At 73.4% G+C, this 21,677-nt stretch carries 22 protein-coding genes and 1 riboswitch; all 22 genes read left to right on the plus strand.

Features of this window, described 5'->3' with window-relative positions; genetic code table 11:
- Positions 1-37: 37 nt before the first annotated feature.
- A riboswitch (TPP riboswitch) is annotated at positions 38-121 on the plus strand.
- A 13-nt stretch (positions 122-134) separates the two neighbouring features.
- The 22 genes from A3CO_RS0107710 to A3CO_RS0107815 all read left to right on the plus strand — a co-directional run bounded on the left by A3CO_RS0107710 (position 135) and on the right by A3CO_RS0107815 (position 21,597).
- Positions 135-1,490: a purine-cytosine permease family protein gene (locus A3CO_RS0107710; RefSeq protein WP_018331667.1), complete on the plus strand. Its 1,356-nt coding sequence runs from the start codon at positions 135-137 to the stop codon at positions 1,488-1,490.
- 77 nt (positions 1,491-1,567) lie between these two features.
- Positions 1,568-2,698, plus strand: coding sequence for a glutathione-independent formaldehyde dehydrogenase (locus A3CO_RS0107715; protein ID WP_026204386.1), 1,131 nt, complete (start codon positions 1,568-1,570; stop codon positions 2,696-2,698).
- An 80-nt stretch (positions 2,699-2,778) separates the two neighbouring features.
- Positions 2,779-3,807 (plus strand): aldo/keto reductase, encoded by a 1,029-nt coding sequence (locus A3CO_RS0107720; RefSeq protein ID WP_018331669.1) that lies wholly within the window; start codon positions 2,779-2,781, stop codon positions 3,805-3,807.
- An 84-nt stretch (positions 3,808-3,891) separates the two neighbouring features.
- A complete protein-coding gene (locus A3CO_RS35455) occupies positions 3,892-4,533 on the plus strand; it encodes a hypothetical protein (protein ID WP_018331670.1) in 642 nt (213 codons plus the stop codon).
- Between the two features lie 209 nt (positions 4,534-4,742).
- Entirely contained in the window at positions 4,743-5,627 is an 885-nt protein-coding gene (locus A3CO_RS0107730; RefSeq protein WP_157647185.1) for a methyltransferase domain-containing protein, read from the plus strand.
- A gap of 165 nt (positions 5,628-5,792) precedes the next feature.
- Positions 5,793-7,574: a PHA/PHB synthase family protein gene (locus tag A3CO_RS0107735; protein WP_018331672.1), complete on the plus strand. Its 1,782-nt coding sequence runs from the start codon at positions 5,793-5,795 to the stop codon at positions 7,572-7,574.
- Between the two features lie 293 nt (positions 7,575-7,867).
- Positions 7,868-8,080 carry a hypothetical protein gene (locus A3CO_RS0107740; protein ID WP_018331673.1) on the plus strand — a complete coding sequence of 71 codons (213 nt, stop codon included), beginning with the start codon at positions 7,868-7,870 and terminating at the stop codon, positions 8,078-8,080.
- Positions 8,081-8,161: 81 nt separating this feature from the next.
- Positions 8,162-8,464, plus strand: a complete 303-nt coding sequence (locus tag A3CO_RS0107745) for a hypothetical protein (protein ID WP_018331674.1) — start codon at positions 8,162-8,164, stop codon at positions 8,462-8,464.
- Positions 8,465-8,474: 10 nt separating this feature from the next.
- Entirely contained in the window at positions 8,475-8,966 is a 492-nt protein-coding gene (locus A3CO_RS30715) for a helix-turn-helix domain-containing protein (RefSeq protein WP_018331675.1), read from the plus strand.
- On the plus strand, positions 8,963-9,859 hold the full coding sequence (locus A3CO_RS30720) for an alpha/beta fold hydrolase (protein WP_018331676.1): 897 nt from the start codon (positions 8,963-8,965) through the stop codon (positions 9,857-9,859). The genes A3CO_RS30715 and A3CO_RS30720 overlap by 4 nt, the downstream gene beginning before the upstream one ends.
- Before the next feature lie 9 nt (positions 9,860-9,868).
- On the plus strand, positions 9,869-10,318 hold the full coding sequence (locus A3CO_RS0107760; RefSeq protein ID WP_018331677.1) for a hypothetical protein: 450 nt from the start codon (positions 9,869-9,871) through the stop codon (positions 10,316-10,318).
- A gap of 13 nt (positions 10,319-10,331) precedes the next feature.
- Positions 10,332-11,192: an Fpg/Nei family DNA glycosylase gene (locus tag A3CO_RS0107765; protein ID WP_018331678.1), complete on the plus strand. Its 861-nt coding sequence runs from the start codon at positions 10,332-10,334 to the stop codon at positions 11,190-11,192.
- Between the two features lie 85 nt (positions 11,193-11,277).
- Positions 11,278-12,480 (plus strand): histidine kinase, encoded by a 1,203-nt coding sequence (locus A3CO_RS0107770; RefSeq protein WP_018331679.1) that lies wholly within the window; start codon positions 11,278-11,280, stop codon positions 12,478-12,480.
- 23 nt (positions 12,481-12,503) lie between these two features.
- Positions 12,504-13,409, plus strand: a complete 906-nt coding sequence (locus A3CO_RS0107775; protein WP_018331680.1) for a S49 family peptidase — start codon at positions 12,504-12,506, stop codon at positions 13,407-13,409.
- Between the two features lie 96 nt (positions 13,410-13,505).
- Positions 13,506-14,810 (plus strand): hypothetical protein, encoded by a 1,305-nt coding sequence (locus tag A3CO_RS35460; protein ID WP_157647187.1) that lies wholly within the window; start codon positions 13,506-13,508, stop codon positions 14,808-14,810.
- Positions 14,807-15,550, plus strand: coding sequence for an ESX secretion-associated protein EspG (locus A3CO_RS0107785; protein WP_018331681.1), 744 nt, complete (start codon positions 14,807-14,809; stop codon positions 15,548-15,550). The genes A3CO_RS35460 and A3CO_RS0107785 overlap by 4 nt, the downstream gene beginning before the upstream one ends.
- A complete protein-coding gene (locus A3CO_RS0107790; protein ID WP_018331682.1) occupies positions 15,547-15,912 on the plus strand; it encodes a hypothetical protein in 366 nt (121 codons plus the stop codon). The genes A3CO_RS0107785 and A3CO_RS0107790 overlap by 4 nt, the downstream gene beginning before the upstream one ends.
- Before the next feature lie 115 nt (positions 15,913-16,027).
- On the plus strand, positions 16,028-16,888 hold the full coding sequence (locus tag A3CO_RS0107795) for a LytR/AlgR family response regulator transcription factor (RefSeq protein ID WP_018331683.1): 861 nt from the start codon (positions 16,028-16,030) through the stop codon (positions 16,886-16,888).
- Positions 16,885-17,745 (plus strand): hypothetical protein, encoded by an 861-nt coding sequence (locus A3CO_RS38965; RefSeq protein ID WP_211214415.1) that lies wholly within the window; start codon positions 16,885-16,887, stop codon positions 17,743-17,745. Before A3CO_RS0107795 ends, A3CO_RS38965 begins: the two co-directional genes overlap by 4 nt.
- Before the next feature lie 6 nt (positions 17,746-17,751).
- Complete coding sequence (locus tag A3CO_RS0107805) at positions 17,752-19,470, plus strand: sodium/solute symporter (protein WP_018331685.1); 1,719 nt, start codon at positions 17,752-17,754, stop codon at positions 19,468-19,470.
- 148 nt (positions 19,471-19,618) lie between these two features.
- Positions 19,619-19,975, plus strand: coding sequence for a DUF485 domain-containing protein (locus A3CO_RS0107810; protein ID WP_033413990.1), 357 nt, complete (start codon positions 19,619-19,621; stop codon positions 19,973-19,975).
- Positions 19,972-21,597, plus strand: coding sequence for a solute symporter family protein (locus tag A3CO_RS0107815; RefSeq protein ID WP_245561460.1), 1,626 nt, complete (start codon positions 19,972-19,974; stop codon positions 21,595-21,597). The genes A3CO_RS0107810 and A3CO_RS0107815 overlap by 4 nt, the downstream gene beginning before the upstream one ends.
- Positions 21,598-21,677: the final 80 nt, after the last annotated feature.

Consider the following 21,677-nt stretch of genomic DNA (forward strand, 5'->3'; position numbering starts at 1 on the left):
GACGGCCTACCGTCGGCGGCGGGGCGCGCGTGCGTCCTACGGGAGTCCGGGCAACGGGCTGAGAGGGGACCTGGCGGTCCCGACCGTTCGAACCTGATCCGGATCATGCCGGCGCAGGGAACCCTGGAGGTCGCATGGCCGCGTCGTCGCTGTCCACCCCCGAACGGGCGGAGGTCGCGCCCACCCTCGACGGCCCCGTCCCCCGGTCGCTCGGCTTCCTCGACCAGGGAGCCTTCTGGGCCAACCTCGGCGTGAGCCTCCTCGGCTTCGCCGGTGTCCTCGCGGTCCTCCAGCCCGCCGGCGCCCCGCCGCTCACCGTGCCGGCGGCGATCCTCGCGACGGTCGTGGGCACTGTCATCGGCAGCGCGATGGTCGGGCTGTCGGCGATCCCCGGGGCCCGCACCGGCGCGCCCGCCATGGTGGTGCTGCGTGGCCTGTTCGGCGGGGTGCTCTCCTGGATCCCGTCGGTACTCAACGTCGTCCAGCTCATCGGCTGGGGCACCTTCGAGCTCGTCGTCATCGCCCAGGCCGGGACGCTCGCGATCGGCGGCCCGACCTGGGCGTGGATCGTCGGGGCCGGGGTCGTGACGACGCTGCTGACGCTGCGCCCGCTGGGGATGCTGCGGTTGCTGCGCCGGGTCGTGACGATCCTCGTCGCGATCTCGGTGGCCTACCTCGCCTGGTGGCTGTTCACCCGGCCCGCCGCGGCGGACCTGGGGGCGAGCGGGTCCTGGGCCGGGTTCTGGGCGGGGACCGACGCCGCGATCGCGGTGGCCGTCTCCTGGATCCCGGTCGCCTCGGACTACTCCCGGCACTCGAAGCGGGTGGCGACGGCGTTCACCGCGGCCACCGTGGGCTACGGCATCACCCAGATCCTGTGCTTCGTCGTCGGGCTCGCCGCGCTGTCGCTCGTCGCGGGCGACGGCAACCAGGTGTTCGCCCCGATGCTCGCCGCGCCGCTCGGCGTCGTCGCCCTGGTGATCCTGACGCTGCGCGAGACCGACCAGTCCTTCGCGAACGTGTACTCCACGGCGGTGTCCGCGCAGAACCTCCTGCCACGCGCCGACCGGCGGGTGCTCAGCCTCGTCATCGGCGCCCTCATCACCGTGCTCGGCCTGGCCGTGACGATCGACGACTACGCCGTGTTCCTCGCGGTGATCGGCTCGATCTTCGTCCCGCTGCTCGGGGTCGGGGTGGGGGAGGCCCTGGTGAACCGGGGCGCCCTCGACCTGTCGCGCTGGGCGCCGTCGCGGCCGCTCATGGTGGTGGCCTGGGTGATCGGGCTCGCCGTCTACCAGCTGATCAACCCGGGTGGGGCGCCGGTGTGGTCCGACGCCTGGACGTCGCTGCGGGAGGCGATCGGGTTCACGCCGCCGTCGTGGCTCTCCGCCTCGCTGACCTCGTTCCTCGTCGCCGGACTCGTCGCCGCCGCGTTCGCGGCCATCGGCCGCCGCACGCGACGTCGGGAAAAGGTCGCCGCGCGGGGTTGAGACCGCCACGCGCCGGGGGAGTCCCGCGGGGGCGGACGGATGCGCACCCGTGCATCCGGCGCCGCGGAGGGAGCTTCATGCGAGCCGTGGTCTACAAGGGGACGAACGAGGTGGCCGTCGAGCAGGTGGACGACCCCCGTCTGGAGGCCCCCACCGACGCCCTGATCCGGATCACGACGACGGCCATCTGCGGGTCCGACCTGCACATGTACGAGGGCCGCACGGTCGCCGAGACCGGCATCGTCTTCGGGCACGAGAACATGGGCGTCGTCGAGGACGTCGGCTCCGGGGTCACGCGCATCAGGAAGGGCGACCGCGTCTCGCTGCCGTTCAACGTGGCCTGCGGGTTCTGCAAGAACTGCCTGGCCGGCAAGACGGCGTTCTGCCTGACGGTGAACCCGCCCTACGCGGGCGGCGCGTACGGCTACGTCGGGATGGGCCCGTACACCGGCGGGCAGGCCGAGTACCTGCGCGTGCCGTTCGCCGACTTCAACGCCCTCGTGCTCCCGCCCGGCGAGGAGCACGAGAACGACTTCGCGATGCTCGCCGACATCTTCCCCACCGGCTACCACGCGACGGTCCTCGCCGACCTCAACCCCGGCGAGTCGATCGTGGTGTTCGGGGCCGGGCCGGTCGGGCTCATGGCCGCGTACTCCGCCGTCATCAAGGGCGCCTCGAAGGTCTTCGTGGTGGACAAGGTCGCCTCCCGGCTGCAGCTCGCCGAGGACATCGGGGCGATCCCGATCGACTTCTCCGCCGGCGACCCGGTGGAGCAGGTGGTGGACCAGACCGACGGCCTCGGGGCCGACAAGGGCGTCGACGCGGTCGGCTACCAGGCCACCGCGAACGACGGCGAGGAGCAGCCCGCCGTCGTGCTCAACCAGCTCGTAGACGCGGTGCGGCACACCGGACGCCTCGGCATCGTCGGGCTCTACCTGCCGCAGGACCCGGGCGCGCCGGACGAGAACGCCGCGAACGGGCGGCTGCTGTTCAACGTGGGCCGCTTCTTCGAGAAGGGCCAGAAGATGGGGACCGGGCAGGCGGACGCCAAGGCCTACAACGCCCAGCTGCGCGACCTCATCGTCGCGGGCCGGGCGACGCCCTCGTTCGTGGTGTCCCAGGAGGTCCCGCTCGACGAGGCGCCGGACGCCTACGCGCGCTTCGACGCCCGCGAGGACGGCTACTCGAAGGTCGTCCTGAAGCCGTAGGTGGCTGCGCCTCGTGAGCACTTTCCGTGGCTGTCACCACGGAAAGTGCTCACGGGCCGACGAAGGAGGCACATCCGCACATGAAGTACCGCACGCTGGGCCGCACCGGCATCAAGGTAAGCCCCTACTGCCTGGGCGCGATGATGTTCGGCGCCTGGGGCAACCCCGACCACGACGACTCGATCCGGATCATCCACCGCGCGCTCGACGCCGGGATCAACTTCGTCGACACCGCCGACGTCTACGCCCAGGGCGAGTCGGAGGAGATCGTCGGCAAGGCGTTGGCCGGCCGGCGCGACGACGTCGTGCTCGCCACCAAGGTGCACGGCGGCATGGGCGAGGACCCCAACCGCTCCGGGAACTCGCGGCGCTGGATCGTCGCGGAGGTCGAGGACTCGCTGCGCCGGTTGCAGACCGACCACATCGACCTCTACCAGATCCACCGGCCGTCGCCGGACACCGACGTCGAGGAGACCCTCTCCGCGCTCACCGACCTGGTGCGCAGCGGCAAGGTCCGGGCGATCGGCTGCTCGACGTTCCCCGCCTCGGAGCTCGTCGAGTCGCACTGGATCGCCGAACGGCGCGGCTACGAGCGCTTCCGCACCGAGCAGCCGCCGTACTCGATCGTCAACCGCGGCATCGAGCGCGAGGTGCTGCCCGTCTGCGAGCGCTACGGGATGGGCACGCTGGTGTGGAGCCCGCTCGCCATGGGGCTTCTCACCGGGCGGTACCGCAAGGGGCAGGAGACCGACTCGAAGCGGATGTCGTTCGCGCCGGGCCGGCTGACCCACGAGCGCAAGCTCGACGTGGTGGAGGAGCTGATCCCGGTCGCGGAGAAGGCCGGCCTCTCCCTGACCCACATGGCGATGGCCTTCGCGGTGGCCCACCCGGGCGTGACCAGCGCGATCATCGGGCCCCGCACCATGGAGCACCTCGAGGACCTGCTCGCCGGGGCGGAGGTCACGCTCGACGACGAGGTGCTCGACCGCATCGACGAGATCGTGCCGCCGGGCACCGACGTCGACCCGGGCGACGTCTCGTACGCGCCGCCGGCGATCGAACACGCCCGGCTGCGGCGTCGACCGGCGGCTGAACGCTCCGCGGCGTAGACACGAAGGGGTCCGTCCTCCGATCGTGAACGTGCGGCGGTGCGGTACAACCATTCCCGTATCCGCCAGGGGAGGATCGGACCCGTGAGCTACCCGCAGCGTTCCTGGAACGACGGCGACGTCGAGGTCGTCCCCGGACGCCTCTGGGCGGGCGGGGTCGCCACGGCCCTCGTCGCCGCCGGCATCGCCTTCGTCGGCGTGCTCATCATCAACAGCATCTTCGAGGTCGGGATCCAGACGGCGGGACGGTCGGGGGCGTTGGTCGACAACGCCTCCACCGTCATCCCCGTCGCGGCCGCGATCGCCGCGCTGGCCAGCACGGCACTGCTGCACCTGCTGCTCATGACGACGCCCCGCCCGGCCTCGTTCTTCTCGGCGATCGCGGTGCTCGTGATCGTCGTGCTGATCCTGCAGGTGTTCCTCGCGGAGGGGTCGATCTCGGCCCACATCGCCACCGGGGTCCTCTACGCCGCCATCGGCATCGGGATCGTGTCGATGCTCTCGGGGGTCTCGGCGACCTCGGTGCGCCCCGCCCAGCGCGGTGGCTGGGGCGGCCGCACCTACGACCCGCCGCAGCAGCCGCAGCAGCCCTACGACGGCCGGTACGACGACCGGTACGGCAGCTACGACCCGCAACCGCCGTACCCGCCCCAGGGTGGTTACGCCAACCCGCAGGACCGCACGCAGCGTTACGACCCGCGGGACCAACGCGGCCAGTGGCGGTGACCGAAACCCCGTCGTGATCACGAGCAGTGATCGCGTCCGGACGCAGCGGCGTCGTTTCAAGCGATCGTGAGGATGGTCGCTCCGGCGTGCGCTCGGCTTGACCCGTCCGGAGGCGCCTGACGACGATCGACCGTCCTGATCCTGCGGACGGGCGTCCCCGCTCGTCCGCGTGCTGGTCGCGCCCCGGGTGCGACCGAAGGGTGGTCGCCATGACGTCGACGGTCAACGGGTTCGATTCCGCAGTCGCCGGAGCAGGACACACCGGCCACCTCGGCAGCGAGGCCGCCCGCCGGGAGCACGGTCGGCTGGGTGAGGGCGTGTACCGCGGCCCGGGTGCGCTCACGGCGGCCCGCCGGGCCCTGCGCGTCGCGCTGCCGGAGCCGAGCAGCCGCTTCAGCCAGGACGACGAGTGGTGCGTGGTCCAGCAGTCCGACGGCTCCTGGTCGGAGTTCCGCTTCCACGACTACCACCGGATCTTCGACGTGCCGGGGCTCTACGAGAAGATCTTCTACGACGTGCTCGGGTGCGACACGCCGCGCTTCATGGCCGACCTGTTCGTCGACGCGCTCTCCGGCACCGACCAGACGCCCGCCGACGTGCGGGTCCTCGACCTCGGCGCGGGCAACGGGATCATGGCCGAGGAGCTCGCCTCGGTCGGCGTCGGGCACGCCGTCGGGGTCGACATCCTCCCCGAGGCGCAGGCGGCGGCCGAGCGCGACCGCCCCGGCCTCTACGCCGACTACCTGGTCGCCGACCTCACCGCCCTCGACCCGGCCGACGCCCGGACCCTCGCGGACCACCGGCTCACCGCGCTCACCGTCGTGGCGGCCCTCGGGTTCGGCGACATCCCGCCGGCGGCCTTCCGCACCGCCTACGACCAGATCGCCGACGGCGGGTGGGTCGTGCTCACCATCAAGGACGCGTTCCTCGCCGAGGACGACACCTCCGGCTTCGCGACCATGATCTCCGAGGGCCTCGCCTCCGGGTCCCTCGAGGTCGTCCGCCGCGAGCGCTTCCGGCACCGTCTCGCCACCGACGCGAGCCCCCTGGTCTACGAGGGCATCGTCGCGCGCAAGCGGGGCCCGCTGGGCTGAAGCCCGCCCGGGACCTTCATCTCCTCCCGACCGGTCGGGCCTCATGGCCCGGCCGGTCGTCCTGTTTCCCTGGCAGTGTGAAGGGGCACACATTCCCGCGGAGGGGGTCCCGACAGGCACGCCCCGGCGCGAGGGGTGCGGGACCTCCCGGCAAGGAGAGAAGGCATGGCCGCCAACAGCGACCTCGAGCGCAGCGCGCCCCCCGCGCTGCGTGCCCCCGACATCGCCACCGCGATGGAGCGCGTCGTCCCCGACGCGGTCCTCGCCCGGACCGACCCGTCCCTGATGGGCCGCACGGTCGTGCAGCTCGCCCAGGGCTGGGCCACCCATCCCGGGGAGGTGGGGCGCGCCGCATCGTCGTTCGCCGCGCTCTCCGCCCGGATCGGTGCCGCGGCCGCGGGACGCGCACTGCGGGGTCTCGCCGGGGGCACCGTCGAGAACGATCCCTCGACCGAGCCGGTGCCGACGAGCAAGGACGGGCGCTTCAAGGACACGACGTGGGTGGAGAACCCCGCGTACTGGGCGCTGCGCCAGGAGTACCTCGCCCTGGTCGCGCTGCTCGAGGACCTCGTCGGGGCGGCCTCGCTCGACGAGGAGGCCGCCGAGCGCGCGCACATGCTGATGAGCCTGGTGGGCGGCGTCGTCTCGCCGACCAACGTGCTGCCCGGCAACCCGTCCGCCCTCAAGCGGGCGTTCGAGACCGGGGGGTCGAGCGTCGTCGCCGGCCTGCGCAACCTGCTGGACGACGTCGCCACGAACAACGGCAAGCCGCGCCAGGTCGACAAGACGAACCTGCGCGTCGGCAAGGAACTGGCGGCGACCCCGGGCAAGGTCGTCTACCGCAACCGCCTCATGGAGCTCGTGCAGTTCGAGGCGCAGACCGACGAGGTCCACGAGATCCCGCTGCTGTGCAGCCCGCCGTGGATCAACAAGTACTACGTCATGGACCTCGCGCCGGAGCGCAGCCTCGTCGAGTGGGCGGTCCAGCACGGCCACACGGTCTTCATGATCAGCTACCGGAACCCGGACAGCTCGATGGCGACGACGACGTTCGCCGACTACCTCGAGCTCGGCCCGGCCACGGCGCTCGACGTGGTCCAGGAGATCACCGGCGCCGACAAGGTCAACCTCATGGGTCTCTGCCTCGGCGGGCTCATGGCCGCGCTGCTGACCACGCGGTGCGCGGAGCGGGGGGACGACCGGGTCAACTCGCTGACGATGCTCAACACGATGCTCGACTACTCCGAGGTCGGGCCCATCTCGTCCTTCGTGAGCCCGGAGATCACCGCGCGGCTCGAGAAGTCGATGGAGCAGTCGGGCTACCTCCCGGCCGAGTCGATGGCGACGACGTTCGACCTGCTCCGCGCGAACGACCTGATCTTCAACTACATCGGGCCGAACTGGCTGGAGGGCAAGACGCCCCCCGCCTTCGACATCCTCGCGTGGAACACCGACTCCACGCGCATGCCGGCGGCGATGCACTCCTTCTACCTCCGGCACTTCTACATCGACAACGAGCTGTCGAAGGGCGAGCTGGAGATCGACGGCGAGCCGCTCTCGCTCAAGGCGGTGCAGGCGGACACGTTCATCGTCGCCGCGGAGAACGACCACATCGCGCCGTGGCGGACCTCCTTCACCTCCACCGAGCTCCTCGGCGGCGACGTCACCTTCGTCCTCTCGACGGCGGGTCACATCGCCGGTGTCGTCAACCCGCCCAGCCCGAAGGCCAAGCACTGGGTGGGTACCGTCGGCGCCACGGGTGCCGATGCGCCGGGGCCGGACGCCTGGCGGGCCCGGGCGACGGAGGTCAAGGGCTCCTGGTGGGAGACCTGGAGCGAGTGGATCGGCGAGCACGCGGGCGGGATGCGGACGCCGCCGCCGGTGGGCAGCGACGCGCACCCGGTGCTCGGCGACGCCCCCGGGGAGTACGTGCTCGGCACGAGCTGATCGGTGCACGCCGGGGCGGGGGTGTCGATCGTGACCCCCCGCCCCGACGTGTGTCCGGGTCCGGTCCCTCCGGCAGCGCCGTGGGGCAGCCCGGGGCGCGGCTCGGCCTGCGTGGTGTGGCCCTCGCGGTCGGTCCGGACACGCGACGTCAACGGCACGTGACGATCGGGCGGCCGCGCCGTGACGCGGCTTGACGACGTCGGGTCGCGCAGGCACGGTGTTGCGTAGAGCGCGACGGCGGTGCGGGGAACGCAACGTGCTCCCGCCTTGATCGCCTCCGAACGGTTGCCCCCATGGATCAGCACCCCTCCGACCACCGCGTCCGGTCGGCCTCCGTCGCGCTGCGCCGGTTCGTCGACGACGCCGTCGGGCCGCGGTACGACACCGCGTTCCTGCGGCTGGACCTCCTGCTCACCTCGCCGCAGGCCCGGTGCGACTGTCCGGAGTGCCTGCTCGACGTCGACCGCCGACGGGGCGCGATCCTCGCCTCACTCCCGCATCCCTGACACACGGCGCCGTGCTCGGTATCCTGAGCGGCTGATCGGCCGGTCGAGCAGACCGGCGCCGTCGCAGGAGAGGAGCCGAGGATGTCGACCTCGAACGGCACTGCACCCACCGGGAACGTCACCGACCAGGTGGCCGACGCCGTGGCCCGGGGCCAGCAGATGATGACCGAGCTGACCAGCGGGGTCACCGAGCTGTGGACCGCCGCGCTCTCCGGCGCCGACGACGCCACGCGTCGCGTCGGCACCGGGTCGCTGCCCGGCGGGCTGCCGTCGGCCGGGGAGTTCGTCGACCGGGCCTACGACACGGGCATCGCCCTGCTCGAGATGCAGCGCTCGGCCGCCCACCAGGTGCTCGGCGCGATGTCCGCGTTCCGGACGCGCTGACCGCCCCGCCGTGTCGTCGCCGACGGGTCCGGCGGGCCGCCCGCCGGGCGCCGCGCCGGACTCGGTGTGGGACGCCCAGCGCCGTGCGCTGGGCGGCTTCATCCGTGACCAGCGCCGCCTGGCGCGGTTGTCGCTGCGCCAGCTCTCGGCGCTCTCCCACATCTCCAACCCGTACCTGAGCCAGGTCGAGCGCGGGCTGCACGTGCCGTCCGTCCGCGTGCTGCAGGCGATCGCCGACGCCCTCGACCTGTCCGCGGAGACCCTGCTGGAACAGGCCGGCCTCGTCCGCGAGCAGGCGGGATCCACCCGCGGGGAGCGGCCGTCCGCCGACCCCGACGTCGAGCGGGCGGTCCGCGCCGACCCCCGCCTCACGCAGGGGCAGAAGGAGGCACTGATCGCGGTGTACCGCAGCTACACCGACGGTCGGGCCGCCGATCGCCCCGCCGCGCACCACACCGCCGACGGGGCCGCGCCCCGGAGGCCGGAGGGAGTCACCCGATGACCGCCACCGTCCCACGCCCCGCCCCCGACGCCGCGGTGCCCGAGCCCTTCGAGCGGACGCTGTCCGTCGCGGGTCGACGCCTGCGGGTCGCGGTCCGGCCGGCGGCCCCGGACCCGTCGGGCGCCCCGGCGCCCCGCCCCCTCGTGCTGGTCAACGGGATCGGCGCCAGCCTCGAACTGCTGGCGCCGCTCGCCGAGACCCTCGACCCCCGGCGGGAGGTCATCCGGTTCGACGTCCCCGGCATCGGGGGGTCGCAGCTCTCGCCGGTGCCGCTGCCGATGGCCGCGCTGACCACGCTCCTCGCGGACCTGCTCGACCAGCTCGACGGGCTGACCGGCCGCTCGCACCGGGTGGTCGACCTGCTGGGGCTCTCGTGGGGCGGCGGCATCGTGCAGCAGTTCGCCCTGCAGTACCCGCGGCGCACCGGGAGCCTCGCGCTGGTGTCCACCGGCACGGGCGTGATGATGGTGCCCGCGCGGATCGGGGTGCTGGCGAGGATGCTCACGCCGCGCCGCTACAACGACCCGTCCTACCGCCGGGACGCCGGCCGGGAGATCTACGTCGGGGAGGACCCGGACGCCGTCGACGCGCTGTTCTCCCGCGTGCAGCCGGTCCGGGCGCGGGCCTACCTGCACCAGCTGTTCGCGCTGACGACGTGGACGAGCCTGCCGGTGCTGCCGTTCATCTCCGCGCCGACGCTCGTCCTCGCGGGCCGCAAGGACCCGGTCATCCCGATCGTCAACGCGCACGTCATGGGATCGCTGCTCCCGCGCGGCGAGGTGCACCTGCACCGCGGCGGCCACCTCGGGCTGCTCACCCGCCCCGGCGAACTCGGCCCCGTCGTCGAGGACTTCCTGGATCGGCACCGACCCACGGGGGCCGACCGGCCGTAAGCTGGCCGCGTGAGTGCGAGACCGGTCACCGGCGTCGACGGGCGTGAGTGGCTCGTGAGCATCAAGATCATGTGGAGCGACCGCTCGGAGCACTTCGAGCACGAGAAGGAGGGCGGCCGGCGGGCCGTCATCGGCATCATCGTCGTGCTCGGCCTGCTCTGGTTCGCCCTCATCGCCTGGAAGTTCCAGGTCTCGGCGGTCAGCGTGCCGTGGTGGATCGTGCTGATCCTGCTGGGCGTCGCCGGCTTCTTCCCGGTGCGCTGGGCGCTGCGCCGCCCCCGTCGCCTCATGGTCGAGGGCGGGCGCTGGCCGGACGACGACAGCGGCGGCGGCGGCGAGGCGTGGAGCGGGTACGTCCGCGGCCGCACCGAGGCGCGCGCCGAGTACAAGCAGGCCATCCGGACGCTGCAGCGGCGGGGCACGCCGGCCCGGGCCAACAGCCCGCTGCAGCCGCAGTAGGAGAGGGGGCGCCGTGCCCGAGCTGCCCGAGGTGGAGGCGCTCGCCGAGCACCTGCGCACGCACGCGATCGCCCGGCCCGTCGCCCGGGTCGACCTCGCGAGCATGACCGCGCTCAAGACGTTCGACCCGCCTCTGTCGGCGCTCAGCGGCCGGCTCGTCACCGGCGCGGGCCGGATCGGCAAGTTCCTCGACGTCGACCTCGACGGGCTGCACCTCGTCGTGCACCTCTCCCGCGCGGGCTGGATGCGCTGGCACGAGCAGGCCTCGACCACCCCGCCGAAGCCGGGCAAGGGCCCGCTGGAGCTGCGGGTCCACCTCGAGACGGTCGGCGGCCCCGGGTTCGACCTCACCGAGGCGGGCACGCAGAAGCGGCTCGCGGCCTACGTCGTGACCGACCCCGCGACGATCCCGCAGATCGCGTCGCTGGGGCCGGACGCACTGACCCTCTCGCGCGCGCAGTTCGGTGAGATCCTCGCGGGCGCCTCGACGCGGCTCAAGACGCTGCTGGCCGACCAGCGGACGATCGCGGGCATCGGCAACGCCTACTCCGACGAGATCCTGCACGTCGCAAAACTGTCGCCGTTCGCGATCGCGGGGAAGCTCGACGCCGAGGCCGTCGACCGGCTGCACGCGGCGATGATTGGGGTGCTCACCGAGGCGGTGGACCGCGCCGTCGGCCAGGACGCCGCCCTGCTCAAGGGGGAGAAGCGGTCGGGGATGCGGGTGCACGCCCGGACCGGGCTGCCGTGCCCGGTGTGCGGCGACACGGTGCGCGAGGTCTCCTACGCCGAACGCTCGTTCCAGTACTGCGCCACCTGCCAGACCGGCGGCAAACCCCTGGCCGATCGGCGGCTCTCCCGCCTCGTCAAGTGAGGGATACCGCCGAACGGATGATCACCCGTCGTCGGGAACGTGTGGCTCGTTGCTCTGACGGGGTGGCGGAGGAGACGATGACGCCGTGTCCTGGCTGACCTCCCCGACCGTCCTCGTCGTCCTCGGCGTGGTGGTCGTGCTGGTGGTCGTCGGGCTCGTGGTCTACCGCCGGTTCCGCCGCCGCCACGCCTTCGCCTCCCCCCTCGAGCGGGCGACGTTCTCGACGTTGCACACCGTGTCGCTCGCGGCCCCGGCCCTGCGCGAGGGGCTCTCCGAGTCCTCCGCCCAGTTCGCCGTGCCCTACCTGCGCACCCTGCTCGACACCGAGGCCCTGTCGATGACGGCGGCCGACTGCATCCCGCTGGCCTGGGACGGCGAGGCCGAGCACCACAACCTCGACGTGCGGTTCTACGCCGAGAAGGTGATGAAGACCGGGCGCCAGCAGATGGCGAGCCGGCGCGACATCGAGTGCGGGGACGACCGCTGCCCGGTCAAGGGCATCGTCGTCGTCCCGCTCGAGGTCGACGGCAACGTGGTGGGCACGCTCGCCGCGGTCAGCGGGGAGACGCCGGGCCCGGTGCTGCTGCGGGCGACCGCGGAGGTGGCCCGGTACGTGTCGAGCCAGCTCGAGCTGGCCGACCTCGACGACTCGCGCGACCGGCTCAACCGCGCCGAGGTGCGTGCCCTGCGCGCCCAGATCTCGCCGCACTTCATCTACAACGCGCTGAACACGGTCGCCTCGTTCATCCGCACCGACCCCGAGCGGGCCCGCGAGCTGCTCATGGAGTTCGCGGACTTCACGCGCTACTCGTTCCGGCAGGCCGGCGAGTACACGACGCTCGCCGAGGAGCTCAAGAACATCGACCGCTACCTCATGCTGGAGCGGGCGCGCTTCGGCAACCGGCTGGCGGTCAAGGTCCAGGTGGCACCGGAGGTCCTCTCGGTGGTGCTGCCCTTCCTCGCGCTGCAGCCGCTGGTGGAGAACGCGGTCCGGCACGGGCTGGCGGGCAAGGTGGAGGGCGGCACCGTCACCCTCACCGCCGAGGACTCGGCGAGCGAGTGCCTCATCACCGTCGAGGACAACGGCGTCGGCATGGACCCGCAGGCGCTGCGGGAGGACAACCGCGACGCCCACCTCTCGGGCGCGCACGTGGGGCTCGGCAACGTCGACGACCGCATGCGCTCGGCCTTCGGACCGGACTACGGCCTCGTCGTGGAGACCGAGCGCGGCGCCGGGACCAAGATCAGCCTCCGCGTGCCGAAGTTCCGGGCGGGCGTCCGGGTCTGACCGGGTAGGGCAAACTGGCTGTCATGGACCTCCGCCTGCCCTCGGCCCTCAAGCTCCCGCCGGCGGTCTCGTCGGTCCTGCCCGGCGCCCTCGCCTCGCGCGTCTCCGGTGGCACCGTGTCGGTCGTCCGCCTCAGCGGCGTCATCGCCTCGGCCTCCGGCCCGGTGCCCCGCTCGGTGATCAACCTGCAGGCGGTCGAGTCGGCCCTCACCCGGGCGTTCGAGGCCGAGAACGCGGTGGCGGTCGCCCTCGTCGTCAACTCGCCGGGTGGGTCGCCCACCCAGTCGCAGCTCGTCGCCGACCGCATCCGTGGTCTGGCCGCCGAGCACGAGCTGCCCGTCCTCGCGTTCTGCGAGGACGTCGCGGCCTCCGGAGGCTACTGGCTCGCCTGCGCGGCGGACGAGATCTTCGCCTGCCCGACGTCGCTGGTGGGCTCGATCGGCGTGGTCAGCGGCGGGTTCGGCCTCACCGGGCTCATCGAGCGCTACGGCATCGAGCGCCGGCTGCACACCGCCGGTCAGAACAAGGCCCGGCTCGACCCGTTCCAGCCGGAGAAGCCCGAGGACGTCGAGTGGCTGCTCGGCATGCAGGCCGAGCTGCACGAGCTGTTCATCGAATGGGTCCGCAGCCGCCGCGGCGACGCCCTCGACACCACGGCGGAGCTGTTCACCGGCGAGGTCTGGACCGGGCGCAAGGCCCTCGAGCTCGGCCTGATCGACGGCCTCGGGACGCCGCGCGAGGTGCTGAAGGAGCGCTTCCCCGACGCCGAGGCGGTGACGGTGGAACCGCGGCGCCCGCTGCTCGCCCGGCTCGGCGTCGGCGTGCTCGGCGGCTTCCCCACGCCCGGGGTCGTCGACCCGGCGGCCGCGATCGCCGGTGCCCTCGAGTACCTGGAGCACCGCGCGGTGTGGAGCCGGTTCGGGCTGTAGGTGGCTTCGCCATGTGAGCACTTTCTGGTGCTATAGGCACGGAAAGTGCTCACAGGACGGAGTCACATGCCGTCGGTCGGCTGGGACGGACGCGACGTGTCCGGGCTCAGCCATGAGCAGATCCACCGCTGGACCCGGGACGGCGCGAGCCCCGAGGCGCTCGCCGCCGCCCGCGACCGCCACCTCGCGCGGGCCGACGAGCTCCGGGCGGCCGCCGACCGGCTGCAGGCCGCGCACCGTGGGGTCGGGGAGACCTGGGTGGGCCGCGACGCCGACGCCGCGGGCGCCCGCACCCGCGTCCTCGCGGAGCGGATGGAGCAGCTCGCGCGGACCGTCGGGGGTCAGGCCCGGAGCATCGACGGCCTGCGGGCCGCGCTCGTCCGGGTGCAGGCCGCGGTCGGTCCGCCGCGACCGCCCGCGCTGCCCGCGCTGGGCGTGACGCCGGTGCTCGAGGAACTGCGTGCCCTCGTGACCGGTCATCCCGCGGACGGCTACGCAGGGTTCCGGTCGGCCGCCGCGGACCAGGCTGCAGCGCGCGAGGCCTACCGGGCGTACCTCGGGGAGACCGCGACGGCGGCCCGTGCGGTCGAGCCCGCGGGCGCCGGGCCGACTCCGGCTCCGGGCGCCGCGGCCCGCGGACGGCCGCCGCTCCCCGTGGGCGCCCGGGGCGCCGCGAGCGGCGTGCTGCAGCGGGCCGCCGGCGCCGTGGACCCCGTCCCGACGTCGGGTGTGGGCGCGCGTCCGGCGACGGTCCGGCCCGGTGCCGGACGCGAGGTGCCCGTGCGGGGGGCGTCGGCGCCGGTCGCCGGTCCCGCCGGACGGGCGGCGCGGGGCGGCGTGTCGGCGAGTGGAGTGGGGGCGGGTGGCACCCCGGGCGGTGGTGCGGCCGGTGGTGGTGCGGCCGGTCGTGGTGTGGCCGGTGGTGGTGTGGCCGGGAGTGGTGTGGCCAGGGGTGGTGCGGGCGGCGGTGGTGCGCGGGTCGGGGCCGGGTCGTCGGTCGGGGGGCCCGGTCCGGGTGCTGCGCCCGCGGCGTCGACGGGCGGGCAGGTCGGCGGCCTCCCTGGCGGCAGCACGACGGTGGTGGGCGCGCCGGGGCCCCGTGGAGCCGGACCGGCACCGATCCGCCGTCCGGACGGACGCGTCCAGCGAGCACCCTCGGCGCTCGGTGGGCCTCCCGGACCACCGAGGGTGTTCGCTGATCACCGGCCGGGCCGCGGCGCGGCCGACTTCGGGCCGGACGCCGCGCCCTCGGCGCCCGACGAGCCGGAGACGTCCGACGCGGGCGCCGAGGAGCCCGTGGTGCCGGTGCGCCACGTCTCGTGGCTGGTCGACCCGGCCCCGGCGGGGTGGGGCGCGGCGGGACGGCGGGTCGTGCCCGCGGTGCTGGGGGAGGACCCGTGATCACGCTGCGGCGCCACGAGCTGCTCTGGGTGCTCGAGCAGTGCGGGGCCGGGGACTGGCCCTACCCGCTCGCCGGCATGGCGTGGCCCGCCGACACCGAGGACGAGACGGTGCTCGCCCGCGCGCGGACCGAGGACGCGCTCGCGGGCCGGGGGCTGCTCGCACCCGGGCCGGCGGCCGACCTGCTCGCCGTGGGCACGGCGGTCCGGGACGCCCGGCGTCAGGTCGACCTGGTGCGACGGGGGAGCGGCCCGACCGCCGCGGTCGCGCTCGCCGGTCCGGGCGGCGGCGCGCTGCTCACCTCGGCCGACCACGCCGGGGCGGACGTCACGGTCCGGCCCGTGGCGCCCGGCGGGATCGCGGCCGCCGTGCTGGCGCTGCTGCCCCGGCTGCCGCCCGCGCCCGGGCCGCCGCTCGAGGTGCCGCCGCCCGAGACGGCCGTGGCGACCCGTCGTCGGGAACGCCGGCGACTCGACGTCGACGCGGTCCTCGCGGACACCGTGGCCTGGACGCAACTCGGTGTCGCCGTTACTCCGATCGGGGCGACTTGGGCGGACGACCGTGCAGATGCACACATCACATGGCTCGACTCGCCCCGCGGCCGCCACCGACTGCGGCACGATCGAGGTCGGACGACGTCGCCGGCGCAGGCCCGGCTCGTCCCGGACGACGCCGCGTCCCCCGGGACCCGGGCCGAGGTCGAGGCGTGGCTGGTGGAGCCGGGGAGGAGCACGACATGAGCGGTCCGGGTCCCGCGTCCGAGCGCGGGTTCGCGGCGCTCGACCCGGCCGACGCGGAGCGGTTCGCGGGCCGGGTGGACGACCTGGAGCGCACGGTCGCGGAGGCCCGTGAGGCGCTCCGGCGCCTGGCCGAGGACCCGCTGGCCACCGGCACGGGGCAGGAGAACGCCGAGATGGCCGCCTGGTACCGCGAGCTGCTCGTCACCGACACCGTGCCCGCCGCGGACGACCTGGCCCGGCAGCTGGACGCGGTCCGCCGCGCGGTCACCGAGGGCACGGCGGCCTGGCGGGAGTCGGAGCGCTCGGTGCGCGACTCGCTCGATCCCGGGGCCGATCGCGGGCCGGGTGATCCGATCGGGTGACGGTGTACGTCAGGTCCGGTAGCGCCGCGCGCCGCGGGGCCGACCCGGGCACGGTGACACGGGCAGGGTCCCTATCGTGGACGCGGGACCGACCCTTGGGCAGGATGGCGCGACAGTGACTACCAACGACAACGACGGCCTCGTCGTCCTCGCGGTCGACGACGAGGAACCCGCTCTCATGGAGCTCGCCTACCTGCTCGAGCAGGATCAACGCGTCTCGACGGTGCTGAAGGCGAACGACTCCATCTCGGCGCTGCGCATCCTCACCGGCGGCGACCAGGTCAACCTGGGCGGGTTCGGCACCCCGCCGCAGGGCATGGCCTCACCCGCCAAGCAGTCGGACGTCGACGTGCTGTTCCTCGACATCCGGATGCCGGGGCTCGACGGCCTGGAGCTCGCGCAGGTCCTCTCGCGCTACGTCATCCCCCCGTCGGTGGTCTTCGTGACCGCGCACGACGACCGCGCGGTCGAGGCCTTCGACGTCGGCGCCGTGGACTACCTGCTCAAGCCGCTGCGCCCCGAGCGGCTCTACGCCTCGCTCACCCGCATCCTCGCCTCGCGCGGCACGACGGTCCCCGTCGAGCCCGCCGTCGAGGAGGAGGGCGACGACGAGGTGATCCCGGTCGAGCTCGCCGGCACGACGAAGCTGGTGCAGCGCTCCACCGTGCGCTGGGTCGAGGCGCAGGGCGACTACGCCCGCCTCCACACCACCGAGGGCAGCCACCTGGTGCGGATCCCGCTCTCGGTGCTCGAGGAGCGCTGGTCGGACGCCGGGTTCGTGCGCATCCACCGGTCCTACCTCGTCGCGCTGCCGCTGATCACCGAGCTGCGCCTCGCGGGGTCGGGCTACGTCGTGCGGCTGGGCAACGGCAACCAGCCCGGCGAGGTCGCGGAGCTACCGGTCAGCCGCCGGCACACCCGTGAGCTGAAGGACCGGCTCGTCCGCTCGACGAAACAGGCGTGGGGCCGGCGATGACCGCCACCGACGGGCGGACCCGGACCGGGGGCGAGGACCCCGGCCCGGCCGACCCGCCGGAACCGACCGGCGACGACCACGCCGCCGCGTCCGTCGACGGCCCGGCGATCGCGCGGGTGCGGATGCGCGCCGCGTCGGCCCCGCCGCGTCCGAGCCCGGGCCCGGTGCCGCCCGGTGTCGCCCGCCGCATGGGTCGCCACGCCCGGGCGGAGTCCGAGGGCACGGGGCACACCCCGCCCCCGGACTACCGCCCCCGGCACGCCGCGCCGGCCGAGGACGGCGCCGTCGCCGCGCCGATCGCGCTGCGGCCCCCCGCGGGGCCCCCGACGCCGGCCGCCCCGCCCGACGTCGAGATCGACCCGACCCCGGTGCGGGGTCTGCCGCTGGCCTCGACGTTCCCCGCCTCCGCCGTGATGGCCTCGGAGACGGTGCCGTCGGAGGACAAGAAGCCGCTCTACGGCTGGCAGCCCGGGCCGGACGTCGGCGGGATCGACGCGCCGCCGCCCGCCCGGCAGCGCATCGTGCTCGCAGAACGGCGCTCGCCGACCCGCGCCGTCGGCACGGTCGCCGAGATCGAGCAGCAGACCGCGACCGGTGAGCTGCTCCTGTCCAACCTCATGCGCTCGCAGCTCATGCTCGCCGCGCGCCTCGCGGTGGTCGCCGTGATCGTCCTCGGCGTCCTGCCCGTCGTCTTCCTGACGATGCCGCGGGTCGCGACGACGGTGGTGTTCGGCGTCTCGCTGCCGTGGGTGCTGCTGGGCGTGCTGGCCTTCCCCTTCCTGCTGGTGCTGGGCTGGCTCTACACCCGCACCGCCGAGCGCAACGAGCTCGACTTCGCCGACGACGTCGAGGACTGAGCCGCCGTGACCGGGTCGGACTCCGTCGTCGCCGTCGTCCTCTTCACGCTCGCCGCCGTCGCGGTGATCGCGATCGGGTCGCTCGGCGTGCGCGTCACGCGCTCCACCGACGACTTCCTCGCGGCCTCCCGCACCGTGCGCAGCCGCGCCAACGCCGCCGCCATCTCCGGGCAGTCGCTGTCGGTGGCCTCGTTCCTCGGCATCGCGGGGATCGTGCTGTCCCACGGCGTGGACGGCCTCTGGTACCCGGTGGGGTTCGTCGCCGGCTTCGGGGTGCTGCTGCTGTTCGTCGCCGCCCCGCTGCGCCGCTCCGGGGCCTACACGGTGCCGGACTTCGCCGAGACGCGGCTGGACTCGACCACGCTGCGGGCGGTGACCACGCTCGTCGTGGTGGTCATCGGGTGGCTCTACCTCGTGCCGCAGCTGCAGGCGTCCGGGCTCGTCCTCATGGTCGTCACGGGCCTCCCGGGCTGGGTGGGCGTGCTCGTCGTCGGCCTCGTGGTCACCGCCGCGGTGACCTTCGGCGGCATGCGGTCGATGACCCTGGTGCAGGCGTTCGGCTTCTGGCTCAAGGGCGTCGCGCTGGTCGTCCCCGCCCTCGTACTGGTGGCCTGGTTCCTCGGGACGGGGCTCACCGCGGCCCCCGACCGCGGCGGGCCGCTGGTGTTCGACCGCGCGACCACCGTGGAGATCCACGACTCGGTCGAACTCACCGTGGCCGTGCCGACGACCGTGGAGATCCGCCCCTCCGGCGCGCCGCCGAGCACCGTGACCTGGGGGCCCGGTCAGCAGGACGTCCCCCGGGACACCGTGCTGGTGTTCCCCGCCGGCTCGAGGATGCCCGTGATGGGGGAGGCGGTCTCCGACAACCAGCAGTGGGACAGGCCCTTCGGCGACGGGCAGCGCAACCCGTTGTGGGTCTACTCGCTGCTCCTCGCGACGTGCCTCGGGACGGCGGGCCTGCCGCACGTGCTGGTGCGCTACTACACCAACCCCGACGGGCGGGCCGCCCGCCGGACCACGGTGCTGGTCATCGCCCTGCTCGGCTTCTTCAGCATCGTGCCGATCGTGCTCGGCGCGCTCTCCCGGTCCGTCGTCCCCCAACTGCTCACCGCCGGGGAGGGCGACGCCGTCGTCCTGCTGCTGCCCTCCCTGACGATCGGCGGGGTGGGTGGTGCCGTCCTGGGCGGGCTGGTCGCGGCCGGGATCGCGGCCACGCTGCTCTCGGTGTCCGCCGGCCTGCTGCTCTCGGTGGCCGGGGTGCTCTCCAGCGACGTGCTGCCCGGGCGTCTCGGCGACTTCCGCATCGCGGCCCACGTGGCGGGGGTGGTGCCGATCGTGGGCGCCCTGGTCCTCGCCCGCCTCGAGTTCGCCCACGCGGTGACCCTCGCGCTCGCGGTGGCCGCGTCGACGTTCGCCCCGCTGCTGCTGCTCGGGATCTGGTGGCGGGGGCTGACCGACCGCGGCGCCATCGCGGGGATCGCGGTGGGCGGGGTGCTGTCGCTCTCGGCGGCGATCACCACCCTGTGCGGGGTGCGCCTCGGCGGGGTCGTCGGCACCCTGCTGGAGCAGCCGGCGGCCGTGTCGGTGCCGGCCGCGGTGATCACCATGGTCCTCGTGAGCCGCGCGACGGCCTCGCGGATCCCGGCCCAGGTGGGCCGTACCCTGTTGCGCCTGCACGCTCCCGAGCGTCTCGGGCTCGGCGAGATGCGTGTGGGTCGCTGAATCACCTACTCGGTGCACACGACGCATACCGTACGTAGGGGCATTCGCCACTCGAAAGAACCATCTGTACGGGAGTGACGCCCACTAGGGTTCGGCCGTTGGAATTCCGGCACACGGCGGCCCAACTCCCCCCGAAGGGTGACCACGCATGAGTGCGACCGAGGCGAGCTCGAGAGGGTCCGACCCGATCGGAGCTCCGACCCCGTACGAAGAGATGCAGCGCAGCCCCGAATTCAAGGCTCTCCGCAACCGCTGGCGCCGGTACATCTTCCTGATGAGCGGCCTGTTCCTGGCCTGGTTCCTCGTCTACGTCCTGCTGGCCGACTTCGCGCCCGACGTGGTGAACACCCGTCTCGGCGGCACCAACTTCACCGTCGGGCTCGTGCTCGGACTCCTGCAGTTCGTGTCGACCTTCGTGATCGCGGTGGCCTACGCGAAGTTCGCCGAGAAGAACATCGACCCGCAGGCCGAGGTGCTCCGGGCGACGGTGGAGGAGAAGCTGTGAGGACCGGAGTGCTCGCGCAGGGCGGTACCGCGCAGCTCGGCAATCCCTACCTGAACATCGGCATCTTCCTCGGTTTCGTCCTCATCACGCTGCTCATCGTCTACCGGGTGAGCCGGTCGGCGACGACGGCCTCGGACTACTACGCGGCCGGCAGTTCGTTCACCGGTCCGCAGAACGGTGTCGCGATCTCCGGCGACTACCTGTCCGCAGCGTCCTTCCTGGGGATCGCCGGGGCCATCGCGGTCAACGGCTACGACGGGTTCCTCTACTCGATCGGCTTCCTCGTCGCGTGGCTCACGGCGCTGCTGCTCGTCGCCGAACTGCTCCGCAACGTCGGCCGCTTCACCCTCGGCGACGTCCTCGCCTTCCGGATGAAGCAGCGCCCGGTCCGGGCGGCCGCGGCCGTCTCGACGCTCGTCGTCTCGTTCTTCTACCTGCTCGCGCAGATGGCGGGGGCCGGTGGCCTGATCTCGCTGCTGCTCGGCATCCCGAAGACGCCGGGCACGATCTTCGACGGGCAGGCGCTGGTCATCGCCCTCGTCGGCCTCGTCATGATCGTCTACGTCCTCTACGGCGGCATGCGCGGCACGACGTGGGTGCAGATCATCAAGGCGACCCTGCTCGTCATCGGCGCCGCCGTGATGACGGTGTGGGTGCTCGGGCTCTACGGGTTCGACCTGTCCGCGCTGCTCGGCGCGGCCGACCAGGTGTCGCCGGCCAACCTGATCAACGCCGGCAACCAGTACGGCAAGACGATCACCAGCCGGATCGATTTCCTCTCGCTGGCGGTCGCGCTGGTGCTCGGCACCGCCGGGCTCCCGCACGTTCTCATGCGCTTCTACACCGTGCCGACGGCGCAGGAGGCGCGCCGCTCGGTGAACTGGGCGATCTGGATCATCGGCATCTTCTACCTGTTCACCCTGGTGATCGGGTATGGCGCGGCCGCCATCGTCCCGCCGAACCTGCTGTCGTCGAAGAACGTCAACGACGCCGCCCCGCTGCTCGCCTTCGAACTCGGCGGCACCCTGCTGCTCGGCGTGGTCTCCGCGATCGCCTTCGCGACGATCCTCGCGGTGGTCGCGGGCCTGACCATCACCTCCGCGGCGTCCTTCGCGCACGACGTCTACGCGTCGGTGATCAAGGAGGGCAGGCCGGAGCCCGGCTCCGAGGTCAGGGTCGCCCGGCGCACCGCCCTCGTGGTCGGCGTCGTCGCCGTCATCGGCGGCATCCTCGCCAACGGCCAGAACGTGGCGTTCCTCGTGGCGCTGGCGTTCGCGGTCGCGGCGTCGGCGAACCTGCCGACGCTGCTGTTCTCGCTGTTCTGGAAGAAGTTCAACACCACCGGGGCGCTGTTCTCCACCTACGGCGGCCTCGTCGTCTGCGTGGTGCTGATCCTGCTGTCGCCGGTGGTGTTCGGGTCGGCGGGCGAGGCGATCTTCCCGCTGTCGAACCCCGGCATCGTGTCGATCCCGCTCTCGTTCCTGCTCGGTGTCGTCGGCACGTTCGTCGGGGCGAGCCGGGGCGACGCCGCGGAGCAGGCGGAGCACGAGCGCAAGGCCGCGGAGATGGAGGTCCGGTCGATGACCGGGGCGGGCTCGTCGAACACGGCGGCCCCGCACTGACCGGCCTGCACCCGGTGGGGCGGCGTCCCACCGGGTGCCCCACGTGGTGCCCCACCGGGTGCTCACCCGGATGCAGCGCA

This window comes from Actinomycetospora chiangmaiensis DSM 45062, from assembly GCF_000379625.1.
Lineage (GTDB): Bacteria > Actinomycetota > Actinomycetes > Mycobacteriales > Pseudonocardiaceae > Actinomycetospora > Actinomycetospora chiangmaiensis.

Bases quoted from the DNA above. Each gene is read 5' to 3' on its own strand.
- A3CO_RS0107710 (WP_018331667.1), top strand. From the start codon at position 135: ATGGCCGCGTCGTCGCTGTCCACCCCCGAACGGGCGGAGGTCGCGCCC.
- A3CO_RS0107715 (WP_026204386.1), top strand. From the start codon at position 1,568: ATGCGAGCCGTGGTCTACAAGGGGACGAACGAGGTGGCCGTCGAGCAG.
- A3CO_RS0107720 (WP_018331669.1), top strand. From the start codon at position 2,779: ATGAAGTACCGCACGCTGGGCCGCACCGGCATCAAGGTAAGCCCCTAC.
- A3CO_RS0107730 (WP_157647185.1), top strand. From the start codon at position 4,743: ATGACGTCGACGGTCAACGGGTTCGATTCCGCAGTCGCCGGAGCAGGA.
- A3CO_RS0107735 (WP_018331672.1), top strand. From the start codon at position 5,793: ATGGCCGCCAACAGCGACCTCGAGCGCAGCGCGCCCCCCGCGCTGCGT.
- A3CO_RS0107740 (WP_018331673.1), top strand. From the start codon at position 7,868: ATGGATCAGCACCCCTCCGACCACCGCGTCCGGTCGGCCTCCGTCGCG.
- A3CO_RS0107745 (WP_018331674.1), top strand. From the start codon at position 8,162: ATGTCGACCTCGAACGGCACTGCACCCACCGGGAACGTCACCGACCAG.
- A3CO_RS30720 (WP_018331676.1), top strand. From the start codon at position 8,963: ATGACCGCCACCGTCCCACGCCCCGCCCCCGACGCCGCGGTGCCCGAG.
- A3CO_RS0107775 (WP_018331680.1), top strand. From the start codon at position 12,504: ATGGACCTCCGCCTGCCCTCGGCCCTCAAGCTCCCGCCGGCGGTCTCG.
- A3CO_RS0107790 (WP_018331682.1), top strand. From the start codon at position 15,547: ATGAGCGGTCCGGGTCCCGCGTCCGAGCGCGGGTTCGCGGCGCTCGAC.
- A3CO_RS38965 (WP_211214415.1), top strand. From the start codon at position 16,885: ATGACCGCCACCGACGGGCGGACCCGGACCGGGGGCGAGGACCCCGGC.
- A3CO_RS0107810 (WP_033413990.1), top strand. From the start codon at position 19,619: ATGAGTGCGACCGAGGCGAGCTCGAGAGGGTCCGACCCGATCGGAGCT.